General features: G+C 53.7%; 11 protein-coding genes. 6 read left to right on the plus strand and 5 right to left on the minus strand.

The genetic code is table 11. From position 1 onward, the window contains the following. The first annotated feature begins 20 nt into the window (after positions 1 to 20). Positions 21 to 1,274, plus strand: coding sequence for a DNA/RNA non-specific endonuclease (locus BCF53_RS00270; RefSeq protein ID WP_132698688.1), 1,254 nt, complete (start codon positions 21 to 23; stop codon positions 1,272 to 1,274). Positions 1,275 to 1,388: 114 nt separating this feature from the next. Here BCF53_RS00270 and BCF53_RS00275 read toward each other — a convergent pair whose 3' ends face one another. Next, positions 1,389 to 2,312 carry a sensor domain-containing diguanylate cyclase gene (locus BCF53_RS00275; RefSeq protein ID WP_132698690.1) on the minus strand — a complete coding sequence of 308 codons (924 nt, stop codon included), beginning with the start codon at positions 2,310 to 2,312 and terminating at the stop codon, positions 1,389 to 1,391. A 168-nt stretch (positions 2,313 to 2,480) separates the two neighbouring features. Between BCF53_RS00275 and BCF53_RS00280 the strand changes: the two genes are divergently transcribed. Then, positions 2,481 to 3,017 (plus strand): RICIN domain-containing protein, encoded by a 537-nt coding sequence (locus BCF53_RS00280; RefSeq protein ID WP_132698692.1) that lies wholly within the window; start codon positions 2,481 to 2,483, stop codon positions 3,015 to 3,017. Between the two features lie 67 nt (positions 3,018 to 3,084). Here BCF53_RS00280 and BCF53_RS00285 read toward each other — a convergent pair whose 3' ends face one another. The 4 genes from BCF53_RS00285 to BCF53_RS00300 form a co-directional block, all read right to left on the minus strand. Next, a complete protein-coding gene (locus BCF53_RS00285) occupies positions 3,085 to 4,239 on the minus strand; it encodes an FAD-dependent oxidoreductase (RefSeq protein WP_132698694.1) in 1,155 nt (384 codons plus the stop codon). Between the two features lie 106 nt (positions 4,240 to 4,345). Further along, entirely contained in the window at positions 4,346 to 6,487 is a 2,142-nt protein-coding gene (locus BCF53_RS00290; RefSeq protein WP_132698696.1) for a hypothetical protein, read from the minus strand. Positions 6,488 to 6,607: 120 nt separating this feature from the next. Beyond that, on the minus strand, positions 6,608 to 7,477 hold the full coding sequence (locus BCF53_RS00295) for a DMT family transporter (RefSeq protein ID WP_132698698.1): 870 nt from the start codon (positions 7,475 to 7,477) through the stop codon (positions 6,608 to 6,610). Between the two features lie 36 nt (positions 7,478 to 7,513). After that, a complete protein-coding gene (locus BCF53_RS00300) occupies positions 7,514 to 9,016 on the minus strand; it encodes a carboxypeptidase M32 (protein WP_132698700.1) in 1,503 nt (500 codons plus the stop codon). 71 nt (positions 9,017 to 9,087) lie between these two features. On the opposite strand from BCF53_RS00300, the gene modF reads away from it, so the two are divergent. The 4 genes from modF to BCF53_RS00325 all read left to right on the plus strand — a co-directional run bounded on the left by modF (position 9,088) and on the right by BCF53_RS00325 (position 13,394). Then, complete coding sequence (gene modF, locus BCF53_RS00305; protein ID WP_165901764.1) at positions 9,088 to 10,548, plus strand: molybdate ABC transporter ATP-binding protein ModF; 1,461 nt, start codon at positions 9,088 to 9,090, stop codon at positions 10,546 to 10,548. A 392-nt stretch (positions 10,549 to 10,940) separates the two neighbouring features. Next, positions 10,941 to 11,132, plus strand: coding sequence for a hypothetical protein (locus tag BCF53_RS00315; protein WP_132698704.1), 192 nt, complete (start codon positions 10,941 to 10,943; stop codon positions 11,130 to 11,132). A 323-nt stretch (positions 11,133 to 11,455) separates the two neighbouring features. After that, entirely contained in the window at positions 11,456 to 12,100 is a 645-nt protein-coding gene (locus BCF53_RS00320) for a bactofilin family protein (RefSeq protein WP_132698706.1), read from the plus strand. 331 nt (positions 12,101 to 12,431) lie between these two features. Further along, the gene (locus tag BCF53_RS00325) at positions 12,432 to 13,394 is read left to right on the plus strand and encodes a TRAP transporter substrate-binding protein (protein WP_132698708.1); all 963 of its coding nucleotides are present in this window, start codon (positions 12,432 to 12,434) and stop codon (positions 13,392 to 13,394) included. Positions 13,395 to 13,503: the final 109 nt, after the last annotated feature.

Genomic DNA, 13,503 nt, shown 5'->3' on the forward strand with positions numbered 1-13,503 from the left:
ATTGTTTTCGGAGGCACACTATGAACACAGGTTATCAGGCAGACTTTCTCGGTTTGGATTTACCCCTGCCCAGCTTCAGCGCAGCACTGGCGGGTGAGATCCATCAACAGAACGAACAGCTGCGCGACGGTTATATCGCCGATTACATTCACTATTCGGTGGTGCAGAATGGCTCCAACGATAAGCGGTCCCCTGCCTTTGTGGCGCTGAATATCGATCAACGGCAACTGAGAAGTGCCAAACGCCGCGATAACTGGCGCACCGACAGCCGCATCCCTGCAAAGCTGCAACTGAACAACGACTACTACGCCAATAACCCGTGGGATCGTGGCCACATGGCGCGGCGCACCACCGCCGCCTGGGGTGACAGCGCCCGTGAAGCGCAACAGGCCTCGAACGAAACCTTTTACTTCACCAACGCCACGCTGCAGCACGCCAACCTCAATCAGGATGAATGGCTGGCACTGGAAAACTGGGTACTGGAATTGGGCACCGCCGCCGGCGGATTAATCACCGTTTTCAGTGGCCCGTTTTATGCCGATTACGACCGCACCATTAAACCCGGCGGGCGCACACTGGCGCGCATACCGAGCGGCTTCTTCAAGGTGGTGTGCTTCAAACACAAAATCACCAGCGAACTGGATGTTCGCGCCTTCGTCATGTATCAGGATGTGGAAGCACTGAAAGATAAAAATGGCCATAAGAAATACAACAACCAGAGCTATCAGACCACCATTACCGAAATTGAAAACCTCACCGGGCTGCAATTCGACAGCCATGTCTACAGCGCCAACCCACTTTTTTACCATCAGGCGAATGCGACGCCGAACCTGAACATTCAGGCACCGGAAGAGCTGGAGGTCGGCAAGGCCAACGACATCATCAGCGACGGCTCGGTGCGTGACGTCATCGCCGATGACGACGTTGATGTTTACATTGCCGCGGCACTGGTCAATCCAGAAGGTGGCGATGCCGGCAACGAATGGATTTCCATCACTAATTTTTCCAACGACATTGTCGACATCAATGGCTGGGTACTGGAAGACAACTTCAGCAAGCTGACCATCTCCAACAAAAAAGTAAATTGCCTGATGAATGCCGGCGACACCATCGTGATTCGCAACATTCTGCCGATCAAACTGGGCAACAGTGGTGACATCATTCGGCTTTACGACGACACCGGGCGGCGCATCGATTACGTCAATTACACCGCTAACAATGTGACGGCGGGCAAGCCGGTAATGTTTTTGGAGCCGAGGAATACGTTACGGTAGCACGCCAAGTTTAGGCGCAGGGCTGAGGCATTGAGCGCCAACAAAACCACCGACTTATTTCGGTTAAGGTTTAGCAAACCCCTCCGGCGAAGAAAGGCATACCGTTTCAATCGATCAGTCAGGCGACTCAAGGTACAGCTGATCACGCCCGTTTTTCTTTGCGGCGTACAGTGCCATATCTGCTTTCCTGATCAGCTCTAGCTCGGTATCACCGACCTTCGGAATCATGCTGGCCATACCAATGCTGGCGGTCAGCGTGGTGGAAATTTTTGAGTCGGAATTTTCGATTGCCAACTCGCGAATCTCGGCCAGCAGGGTTTCCATCATCGTCGCGATATCCGGCAGCTCCGAGCCGCTGTAAACCAGCGCGAACTCTTCGCCGCCATAGCGGGCACAGATATCGTTCGGCCGGTTGGCATAATGACTGAGCAGCTCCCCGATTCGCTGCAGGCACTGATCACCCAACTGATGGCCGTAGCGGTCGTTGATCTGCTTAAAGAAATCGAGATCCATAATGGCCAGTGTCACCGGCGCTTTCAGCCGCTGGCAGCGACGCCATTCTGCGTTCAGGAACTCGTTAAAGTAGCGGCGGTTCGCCAGACCGGTCAGGCCATCGTTCCGCGATAGCTCAATGGCCGTTTCTTCGGCCAGTTTGCGCTCGGTAATATTCAGGTGAGAGATGATAAACAGGGGTTCGCCGGGCAGAGACAGCGTGCTGACCCGCATCAAAAACCAGCGTTTTTCGTGTGGGCTGTGGCAAGGGTATTCAAAATAAAACTCATCCTGCTGCCGGGTGATAACGGCGCGGATACCCGCTGCGGCGTTCACACCAAAGCTGTCGCCACGCTGCGCGGCACTGTCGCATTCCGCCAGATAATTCACACCCTGCCAGCTTTTTGCCACCGCACAGGCATTACTCTGCCCGAACTGCATCCAGCTGCGGTTCACGTACTGGATGACGCCCCGGCGGTCGATAACGACCAAGTGCTCGGACAATGAGTCTAAAATAGAAGCCAGCAAGGCTAATGAGGGCTGCATGCAAGTTCTCTTGTTTCTGGCATAGTCTCATAGTAAGCAACCCATTGGCTCTTTGTTAGCTTTGGCGTGAATATAAGACCTATTAATGAGCAGCAGTATAGTCAGAATTAAAACAGCAGCTGTTACAGTCAGTATTTTCCACGCAATACTCTCTACAACGGGCAAACTATGAAATTCACCCTGATCCCTGCCAGCTTTCTGATGCTGGCACTTTCTTCCCTGGCCTCTGCTGACGAGGTTGAAATTACCCTGAAACATAATCTCGATGGTTATCTGAGCGGCTACTGCCTGGACATTAAAGGCGGTGGCCCGGATGTTGACCCGGCCAACGGCCTGCAATCGCACACCTGCTACAGCTACCGCGGCGATTTAGGTACCGACCAGATCTTTGAAACCGATAAGTTCGCTGATAATCAGCTGTACATGCCCGAGTTTGATGTTTGCGCGACCCTTACCGGTATTGAATCCGGTGCAACGCTGTCGCTGGCTGCGTGCGATGGCTCAGCCGAACAAAGCATTCAGTTCAGCGAAACCGGCACCCTGAGCCCCACAGCGGATACCAGTCTGTGTTTAACGGCTGGGCTGGCCACCGATCAGGGCCGCGGTGGTACATCTGAGCATCAGATTAAATCACTGACGCTGCTTGCCTGCAGTGACGACCGTGCCATTTTCCAGCAGTGGCGCACCCGTACACAGGCAGATTGATTGTTTAAACGCGGAGTTTAAAACCAGCCGGCGATGGTGATGCTCAACCGGCTTTTTTAGTAAAGCCTTATAGGCCAATGGCGTATGTGAGCACCTTACGCTTCAGCGGTTCCAGTCGGTCGGCCGTTTTCAGCGCGGCATTCCTGGCCAGCTTCAGCGGTAGCAGGTCATTGCTGAAACCAAAATAGAACAGATCCATTCCCGCCTGCATCAGACGGTTATCGCTCATACGCTTGCGCTGGTATGTTTTCAGGGCTTTAGCCAGCGGCTCATCTTTGCTCAGCACATGCAGCAGGGCTTGCACATCTTTAAAGCCGAGGTTCACGCCCTGCCCGGCGAGCGGGTTAATGGTATGGGCCGCATCACCGATCACCACACAGTGGTCACTGATGTAGCTTTTGGCGTGCCGGCGGGTCAGCGGAAAGCTCGCCCGGCTGATCACCCGGATGCCACCCAGCTCCTCGGGGAAGTGCTGCACGATTTGCTGCTGCAGTTCCGCCAGCGGCAATCGCATAAGCTGCTGTATGGTTCTGGGCGAGTCGTACCAGACCAGCGAGGCCTGATTTCCGGGCAATGGCAGGAACGAACGCGGACCACTTGGGGTAAACCACTGCCAGGTGATGTCCTGCTGGGGCTGTTCTGTTTCAACGTTTACCAGCATGCAGTGATGGTTATAGTCAAAGCTGGTTAAGCCAATGCCGGCCAGTTTTCTGACCCGTGAATTCGCACCATCGGCGCCGACCACCAGTGCGGCGCGCAGTTGCTCGCCGGTGGTCAGCTGCAATTCATTGTCGCGCTCATGAAACGTGATCGACTCAATGCCGGACGGACAGAAGCAGCTTAGGTTTTCGTACTGCGAAAACTGCTGCCAGAGCCCCAGTTGAATCAGCCGGTTTTCAACAATAAAGCCCAGCTCATCAATACCGAGAGATTCTGCCGAAAAACGGATGCGTGAGCCCTGCTGCTCCCAGGTTTCCAGCCGCCGGAACGGTGCCAGGCGCATGCCTTCAATGGCATCCCAGGCGCCGAGTTGCTGCAGCAGCCTTACCGAGGCACAGGAAATGGCCGAGACCCGGTTATCCATGGGCTGATCCGCCGCGAAGGGCTTGGGTTCCGTCGCTTCCACCAGCGCGACCCTTTTACCCTGTTGGGCAAGGCCCAGTGCGGTTGCCGCACCCACCATACCACCACCGACCACCGCGACATCGAAGCGTTGTTTCATTCTTTATTCCTGTCGAGTTTTACGGCTAAGTGTAATGCATTCCGAAGAGAGATGGCGGTCAGGGTGCAGAGCCGCACCCTGACCGTTATTGGCGTGAGGAGAATCCTTACAGCCGGGTATAGCGATACAGCTCTTTGCCATCGCCATTAAACATCACGCATTCAAAGCCCTGCTCTGAATAGCTGGTGACCACGCAGTTGTATTCGCTGAAGTCATCTTGCGTATATTCGGCATCGACCAGCCATTCGGACGCGCATTCGTCACGCGTATAGGCTTCGGTTTCCTGAAAGCTTAAACGCATGCCATCGAGCTGCCAGTTGTAGTTCAGCTTGTTGTAGGCACATTCGTCGCCATCGAACCGGTAATCGTAGTTGCCAGTGGTCTGCGCAATCTCTTCGTGACCGAAGGTGACCCAACCGCAGCCATCTTCCTGAACCTCAACCAGATAAGAGCCCACCGGGTTGAACGGTGCCTGTTCGCTTACAGCCATGCTCATGTTGATGCTGTAATCCATTTCGTAGCCGTTTTCAGTAAAGGCATCGCTGATTGTGGCCTCGCCATCAATCGACGCATAGGTATGCTTGATCAGATAGGCTTCTGCACACATCGAGGCATCGGTGTAGTCACCGGCAAATGCACTCAGGTCAACCTTATCGGCCGCTTCACCCAGCTTGGTGTAGTTGAACGAGGCAGACGTCATACCGTTGCTGTTCAGTGGCTGCTTCGCTTCATCGCTGAAAGCAGCGGCCGATTTTTCACCGGTAAACAGGCCAATGTAATTGCCGGCGACCGAGGCTTTTAGATCGATCAGCAGAGGAAGCGGCAGCTGCAGGCTTACGGTTTTGCCTTCTTCCAGTTCCATCAGGCCTTCAATCGGCGCGAACATTTTAACCATGTTGACCAGGGCCATCGGGTTTTCTGCAGCCACCGTCACCAGCAGATCAAAACTGGTATCGTAAATGGAGCTGCCCGGGGTAATGTCGTACAAACCTAAGCCCATGCCCTGCACACCATTGAGAGTAGCGGTGCCCATCAGGCCCTGGCGGATCTTGCCATCCAGCAGCACCTGCTGAATGTCACTGAGGAAGGCACATTCGTAGCGCGTTTCAGTGGCCTTGTTGAGCAGCGAACCCAGCGCGGTAGAAAGCTTGCTGCCGTTAAAGCCAAAGCCCATGGCGGCAATTTTATCCGCTGCGTTCAGCACGTAAGCGCTTTGATGGCCATTCAGCGAAATTAGATCCTGTACAACATCGGCACGCGTCAGCTCGGTGATAAACTTCACATCGGCGCTGTAGTTGTTTTCAGCCAGGTTCATGTTTTCTGTACCAAAGACCATACGCGGCACCGAACTCAGCAGCGCTTTGGTTTCCTGGCGGCACTGCTCGGTAAAGGTCTGATCGTAATCACTCATATCCTCTTCACCGAGCAGGTTTTTAAAATCCATTCCGGCGGTGGAGGCCTCCATTTCCAGCAGCGCATTGCCAAACTCAACCATGCTGATAAAGCCGCTGTTGTTTCTGAAGCCGTACACCTCGTTCAGTGTCTTCATGGTCTTGGCGGCGGCCAGTGATGAGGCTTCTGCGCTGATGCCCAGCACACTGGCTTTGCGCTCTGCGCTCAAGGTACTGTTGATAAGTGCCAACGTCGCCAGATTATCGTTCACGGTATAGGCCAGCTGCAGGCTGCCGGCCTGGTCATCCACTTCGGTCAGTGGCCAGATGGTCACCGCCTGACCGGCAATGGTTTCAGTGCTCGGCTCACCGCCCACCTTTTCGCTGGTAGCGTTCACCTCGGCGCTGAGCTTTTCACCACTGTCGGACACTGCCACTTGCAGTACCGGGTAGATGCCATCGAAATAAAACGCCGTGGCCATATCCGCAGCCAGGCCATAGGTTTCAATAGCCGCGTCACTGCCCTGGCCGATGTTCTCGATATGCTGAATCAGCACGGTACGGATGTTTTCCGCCAGCGCTTCATCATCGCTGTCTGCAAAGCCGGATGCCATTATTTCACCCATGGCCAGTTCCAGCTGAATCAGTGTTTCAGTCGAGTTGAAGAATTGCAGCTGCTGGCCTTCAGGCAAGCGGTTTTCCACATACAGAATGGTATCTGCCGGCACCTGAGCCTGAATAAGCTCCAGCATGTTTACCTCTGCCTGTTTTTCCGTACAGGAAGCCATCAATACCGTACCGGCAAGCAAAGCCGGAGCAGCAAACAGACCAAAGGGTTGAGCCTTGAGTTTTAGCATCGAAAATCCTTATACACCGGCCCTTAATGTGAGCTTTCAGCACCGCCGGCTATTGATGTTTAGTAGGGTGAAAAACTGTTAGACGTTTATACCATAGTGCTCATTTCGATTCTGCGACAACTATTGCACTACGCGCAGGATGACAATGCCAGCCAGCGCCGCACTGATGCCGATAATCTCCACTCGGCGGAAGACATCCTTCAGCACCAGCCGGCTGTAAAGCAGCACGACCATGACGTTCATCGCGGCAATGGCCGAAACCAGCCCGGTCGGCCCGCCACTGCTGAAAGCCACCAGCATGGCAGCAACACCGGCGACATTGGTGACACCCACCGCCATACCGCCGAAAAAGGTTTTGCGCTGCGACCAGCACGGGGTTGAATCGCCAAGGTTGGTTTTGCTTCGGTTGCGCAGCCAGCTTAAGGCAAACAGCAGGCTGCCGGAGCCAAACATCAGTGTCAGCGTGCTGAACATTTCCATGTCGAGCCGGGTCGATTGCTTAGCCATCAGGTCGGTGAAGGTAAAGAACGCCGCAGCCAACAACCCCCAGTGCGCGCCCTGCAGGTTGGCAAAGGAGATCTCATTGGAATAACGGATCAGCAGTATGCCAGCAAAGATAATGCAGAAGCCGAACAGCTGCGCCGGGTTCAGGGCTTCCCCCCAGGCGAGAAACGCCACCAGCACCACAAACAGCGGCGGCAGGCCGGAGAGCACACTGACCACCGCCGCCTTGCCGACGGCGAAGCCCTTATACAGCGAGGCATTGGCCGAATACGAACCCACCCCCAGGCTAATGCCCACCAGCACCTGCGCCCACGAGCTCCAGCCCTGACCGAGTACAATCATGCCCGCAATGCCGGCAACAAAGCCGGTGCTGAACACCCCGCACAGCATCAGGTTGCGGTTCATATTGCGCTGCGACATCCACTGGTACAGCACCGCGCGCGTCCCGAACAGCATCGATGCTGTCAGGGCAAAGAGAATCCACATCAGTTAAACGTCTCCGATTCCGGCAAATTAAACCCTTCAGCCCAGATAGCGGCTGCGAATATGATTCAGGAAGAACTGCGAGTTCAGCGACTCGCCAGTCGCTTCCGTCAGCAACTGGTGATAACTCAGTGAACGGCCCTTCTGCCAGATGTTCTCGGAAAGCCAGTTGAAGACCGGCTGAAAGTTCAGCGCCGCAATCTGTTGCTGCACATCCGGTATGGCCTTGTTCATGGCAGCGAACAGCTGTGCCGCCGTCATCGCACCCAGAGTATAGGACGGGAAGTAACCGATCGCGCCCGACGGCCAGTGTACGTCCTGCATCGGGCCGTTTTTGTAATCGCCTTCGGTGTTCAAACCCAGATAGCCCTGCATGGCGGCATTCCAGCGCTCAGGAATATCGCTGACCTTCGCGTTGCCGAGAATCAAATCGCGCTCCAGCTCGTAGCGCAGAATGACATGTAGCGGGTAAGTCACTTCATCGGCGTACACACGGATCAGTCCCGGTTCCACCTTATTCACCAGCTTCAGAATGTTGTCGGCGGCGAATACCGGCTGCGGCGACAGGTGCTGTTCCAACATCGGCACCAGCGCCTCAACAAACGCCTGCGAGTGGCCAAGCTGCATTTCAAAGAACAGGCTCTGGCTTTCGTGCACGGTCATGCCCATGCTGTTGCCCACCGGCTTATAGCGCCATTCTTTGGGCAGGTTCATTTCGTAGCTGGCGTGGCCGGTTTCGTGAATCACCGCCATCAACCCGTTGATGACATTGGCTTCATCGTAGCGGGTGGTGATGCGGGAATCGTCCGGCACGCCACCGCTGAACGGGTGCGCGGCTTCATCCAGGCGACCACCGTTGAAATCGTAACCCAGCACCGCCATCAGCGCCTTTGCCAGTGGCTTCTGCTGTTCAGCGCTGATCGGCTGGCTTTGCATCAGCGCCGGTGTTGCTGTGTTCTGTTTTTCCAGTACCTGTTGCAGCAGGCCGGGCAATTCGCTTTTCAGCTCTCTGAACACCGGGTCGATGGTGCGCATGCGCGAACCCGGATCGAAGGTATCGAGCAGCGCATCGTATGGGTTGTCGTAGCCATTTTCTGCGCCGAGCTTTTCATACAGGGCCTGTGCCTTGGTGCGAGTAATGTCGAATACTTTCTGCAGCATGGGCTCAAAGCTCTGCCAGTCGTTTTCTGCGCGCAGGGTTCGCCAGGCATGTTCGCATTCGTTCAGCGTCATCGCTTCCTGCTCAATCAGCTCGGTCGGCAGAGCACTGGCGCGTTGCCAGGTGGTTTTCATTTCATGGAAGTTAGCCTGCTGCCACGGCTCAAGATTACTCAGCGCCTGCCCGGCTGCCGCGAACGAATCCGCCAGCTGCGGTGCCTGTAAAATTTCTGCTCTCATCACCGCCAGCTCGGCCAGCGCTTTGCCTCGGGCTTCATTGCCCTTGGCCGGCATCATCACCTGCTGATCCCAGCCTAGAATGGCGTTGGCATGTTCCAGTTGGGCAAGGCGATAAAAGGTTTCTTCCAGAGAGGCGTAACTCATGTTCAGGGCTCCCGCTTGAGGTCATGGGTAAAAATGGCGAGTATAAAGGTACAACTGCATCAAGACGAATTATGAAGCTAATCAACCTGAATCTGCGCCTGAACAAACAGACCATCCTCAATAACATCAACTGGCACATTCAGCCCGGCGAATGCTGGGCGCTATTGGGCACCAATGCCAGCGGAAAAACCTCGCTGGCGCAAATCATCAGCGGAGAACTGGCGCCAAGCAGCGGCGAAATAGCCGGGCGGCCGGTGCAGGTGGCCTGGGTTTCGCTGGAGGCTCAGCAGCACATTTACGAGCGCGAACTGTACCGCGACGATACCGACTTCATGGATCAGCTCGATGCCGGTACCACCGTCAAGGAACTCATGTGTGAAACAGCCCCCTGGTCTGACCGGCACCAGCAACTAGCGGCAGCACTGCAGCTAACGCCCCTGCTCGATCGCGGTTATCGCCTGCTGAGCAGTGGTGAAGGCCGCAAGCTGATGCTGGCCAATGCCCTGCTGAGCGAACCGGAGCTATTAATTCTGGATGAACCTTTCGAGGGTTTGGATGCGGCCAGCCGCAATGAACTGCACCAGGTCATCAACCAGCTGATCGCCAATGGCCAATGGCTGCTGTTAATGGTGAACCAGCAGGATGACATCTGCAGCGGCTTCAGCCAGCTGGCCCTGCTCGATAAAGGCGAACTGCGCTTCACCGGCGCCATGCCGAATGATCTCGCCGAGCAATGGCAGCACCTGCTAACGCTGCGCAACAAGCCCATGCCGTTACCCGCGCGCCAGTCTCAGTTTCAACTGGACGACTGGCCGGAAAACAAACCGCTGGTTCATATCGAGAACGGCTTTGTGCAATACGATGACACTTACCAGTTTCAGGGCCTCAACTGGCAGCTGCTGCCCGGCGTACACAGCCAAATTTCCGGGCCAAACGGCTGCGGCAAATCGACCCTGCTCGGGCTAATCACCGGCGACCACCCACAGTGCTATCGCAACCGCATGCAGGTTTTTGGCTATCAGCGCGGCCAGGGCGAAAGCATCTGGCAAATTAAAAAACACCTGGGCTATGTTTCCGGCAACCTGCACCGCGACTACCGCGTTGCCGGTAATGCATTAACCGCGGTGGTCTCCGGGCTAACCGACTCCATTGGCGTGTATAAGGCTATCGGCGAGAGTGAAAAACAACTGGCGCTGAGCTGGCTGGCGTTGATTGGCCTGCGTGAAAAATGGAACACCCCATTCCGGCAGCTATCTATGGGCGAGCAGCGGCTGGTACTGATGGCCCGAGCACTCATCAAGCAACCGCCACTGCTGATACTGGATGAACCCACGCAGGGGCTGGACGACTTTAACCGCTACTACGTACTCAACACGGTTGAGCGCATTATCGCGAACGGCCCTACGACGCTGCTGTTTGTTTCTCACCGGCAGGATGAAAGCCTGAAGATTATTAACCACAAGCTGCTATTCACGGAAAGCAAGGCGCCGGAGGTGTTATTCGATATTCAAACCACGCAGCCAAACGCGTAAAGGAAACGCTTATGAGGCCACCGATGGGTGGCCCCAGACTGCCGACAAAGTCACCACAGTCGTCAAGGCGACGAAAAGGTAGCTCCTAAATAGACGTCGAAAACATGGATGTTTTCGTCGAGCGTATCAGGACGATACTTGCAGCGGTCTATTTAGGAGCTACCTTTTCGTCGACGGGGTTTATCCACAACCTAGGGCCACCAATCGGTGGCCCTACCACAATACTCATGTTTTTATTCCAAACTAGAACACCATTTCACATACAAGCTTCATCCAACCTCAACAAAACTGACACACGCCACCCTTAGCCTGCCTTCGACAGAAGTGCCATTCACCATTCGAAATATTTGTCATACAATTCGCGCGCTGATTGAATTATTAAGGAAAAAATCATGAGCAAACCATCCGTGTTAACAACCTCCAGTGAAGGCTATGAGGTGTTTAATCACCCATTTGAGCTTTTAAACGAGAAAGATAAGCCCGGCTTCAATAAAGCTGAGCTGGCAGACAAAGACGCCAATATCCTTTCCGCCTTTATCGAGCCATTCGCCACCAACTGGAGCTCCATTGTCGCAGACGCCTGATCACAGCGGCGACTGACACGTGAACCAAACCTGAAAGCACTCCCCCGCTTTCTCGTTTCCCCGCAAGGCTTCGGGCAGCTAAGAATCTATAGCCCGAATGTTCGCCTTTCCCCCTTCAGGCCAACAACTTAGATTCAGTTCACAGTTCTCTGATTCCGTTTACAATAGGCGTCGGTTTACGTCGGCTTTTCCGGTTTCTGTCCCTATACTGGCTCGACCCCTGAAAGAAATACTCTGCACATCAGGTTCAGTTTAAACAGGGTTGTTAGCGGTCATGGATGACTCCGATTTTTCGCATAAGCAAAGCTGAAATGAGGTAATTCATGTCTGACAGAAACCACTCCACCGGAGACGCACGCAGTTTTTTAGGCGGCTTTAAACGTGAAGACACTACGATTGAAAGCACCGTTCCACCGGCCCCCAAGCCCAGCGTCACTGTAACTCAGGAAATCAAACCTGCCGCACCCGCCACAGCTGCAGAACCCGCTATCCGCTCGGTCATTGGCCACAACATTCAGTTCCGTGGTGAGCTGGTCGGCACTGAAGATCTGCTGATCGAAGGCAAGATTGAAGGCACCGTGCTAATGCAGGGGCAGAACCTGACCATCGGCTCCACCGGTGAGCTGCAGGCCAACATTCATGCCCAGAACATTGTCATTAACGGCAAGCTGACCGGCGATGTACTGGCCGATGAACTGATCGAAATAAAGAAAACTGCCGTGGTAAAAGGCAACCTGATTGCCCCGCGTATTCAACTGGAAGATGGCGGTAAATTCCGCGGCTCCATGGATATGGTCGATACCGACGCAGAACAGGCCGAACGCCGCGATGCCTTCAAAGAAAAGCTGGTTCACCCGGAGCTCCCGGTGCGTAAGGCAAAAGACAGCGCCGCAGATTCTAAGCCTGGCAAACCGGTAACCAATGACACCAAGCCTGCTGTAAACAAACAGGCAGACAAATCGAATTGAGCCGGGTGCCTGCAACCTGAATCAGTAAAACCGCAACGATCCCCGAGAGTAGCTCGCCGCTACTCTCCGTTTTAACTCACCACCCATCGCACACCCCCGCCATTACCGCAGCCTTCGCCTGCTTCAAGCCTTTGCCCTCGTCACTGACATCACCGGCTCACATCGACAGCTCACACCAACGGCTTACGCACAGGCCTGATTTACCCCTGTTCAATAAATGATCTGGCTCAATTTTGTCATATTATATTATTGTAGTATTCATTTTGACATTGTTATCAATATGGCAACCGTCATTCATAAAGCACTCTAACAAAAATAAAATGGTGAACACATGAAAAAACGTTATCTCGCAACTCTCGTTGCTGCATCTCTATTTGCAAGTGTCGGCGTAAGCGCAAAAACTTTAACACTGGGCCATGCCATGTCCCTGGAAAATGCAGCGCACAAAGGCATGGTGGTTTTTGCCGATAAAGTAAAAGAAAAATCCCACGGCGATTTAAAAATAAAGATTTTCCCAAATGCCCAATTAGGCTCTGAACGTGATCAGGCAGAACAGGTCGTGACCGGCGCGCTGGATATGGCGAAGATCAATGGCTCGTTAGCTGAATCGTTTGAACCAACATTTAAAACAATTTCAATTCCTTATCTGTTTAACAGCACCGATCACATGCGCAGCTTTATGCGCAGCGATGCCGCGCAAGAGCTTTTGGTTTCCAGCGCCGGTAAAGGCTTTATTGGTTTAACCTTTTTTGATTCCGGTTCACGCAGTTTTTACAGCAGCAAACCCTTCACAACACCGGAAGACTTAAAAGGAATGAAAATCCGCGTACCGGAATCACCGACCATGATGGAGATGATCAATCTTCTTGGTGCGAAAGCGACACCGATGCCGTTTACTGAAATCTACACAGGGCTGCAACAGGGCGTCATTGAAGGCGCTGAAAACAATGTATCCAGCCTGGTCGAAATGCGTCACACAGAAGTGGCAAAATACTACTCGATGGACCAGCACACCATGAGCCCGGATTTGATCATTATTTCTGAAGCGGCATGGGCACGCCTTACCGCTGAAGAGCAGAAGATAATCAAAGAAGCGGCGGCTGAAGCACTCGAAGAAGAAATTAAACTTTGGGATCAAATTGAAGGCAGCAACGTTGCGAAAGCGAAAGAACTTGGCGTTCAGTTTGTTGAAGTAGACAAAGAAAAATTCCGCGAAAAAGTTCAGCCCATGGTTAACGCAGCAATGGAAGACCCTAAGCTCGCGTACTTCATAGAAAAAATTAAAGCGCTTTAATACTTAGGCATTCTTCTGTGATTTCTGTAAGGGCTTTGCTTTTGCAGAAATCACTTCTTCAGAGGTTTTTTTAATGAAGAAATTCTGCACGATAACTCGAAAAATTTTA

This window comes from Reinekea marinisedimentorum, assembly GCF_004341165.1.
In the GTDB taxonomy this organism is placed as follows: domain Bacteria; phylum Pseudomonadota; class Gammaproteobacteria; order Pseudomonadales; family Natronospirillaceae; genus Reinekea; species Reinekea marinisedimentorum.

Excerpts from the sequence above, each read along its gene's own strand:
- BCF53_RS00280 (WP_132698692.1), top strand. The coding sequence starts at position 2,481 with ATGAAATTCACCCTGATCCCTGCCAGCTTTCTGATGCTGGCACTTTCT.
- BCF53_RS00275 (WP_132698690.1), bottom strand. The coding sequence starts at position 2,312 with ATGCAGCCCTCATTAGCCTTGCTGGCTTCTATTTTAGACTCATTGTCC.
- BCF53_RS00290 (WP_132698696.1), bottom strand. The coding sequence starts at position 6,487 with ATGCTAAAACTCAAGGCTCAACCCTTTGGTCTGTTTGCTGCTCCGGCT.
- BCF53_RS00295 (WP_132698698.1), bottom strand. The coding sequence starts at position 7,477 with ATGTGGATTCTCTTTGCCCTGACAGCATCGATGCTGTTCGGGACGCGC.
- BCF53_RS00285 (WP_132698694.1), bottom strand. The coding sequence starts at position 4,239 with ATGAAACAACGCTTCGATGTCGCGGTGGTCGGTGGTGGTATGGTGGGT.
- BCF53_RS00270 (WP_132698688.1), top strand. The coding sequence starts at position 21 with ATGAACACAGGTTATCAGGCAGACTTTCTCGGTTTGGATTTACCCCTG.
- BCF53_RS00300 (WP_132698700.1), bottom strand. The coding sequence starts at position 9,016 with ATGAGTTACGCCTCTCTGGAAGAAACCTTTTATCGCCTTGCCCAACTG.
- BCF53_RS00315 (WP_132698704.1), top strand. The coding sequence starts at position 10,941 with ATGAGCAAACCATCCGTGTTAACAACCTCCAGTGAAGGCTATGAGGTG.
- BCF53_RS00325 (WP_132698708.1), top strand. The coding sequence starts at position 12,432 with ATGAAAAAACGTTATCTCGCAACTCTCGTTGCTGCATCTCTATTTGCA.
- BCF53_RS00320 (WP_132698706.1), top strand. The coding sequence starts at position 11,456 with ATGTCTGACAGAAACCACTCCACCGGAGACGCACGCAGTTTTTTAGGC.
- modF (WP_165901764.1), top strand. The coding sequence starts at position 9,088 with ATGAAGCTAATCAACCTGAATCTGCGCCTGAACAAACAGACCATCCTC.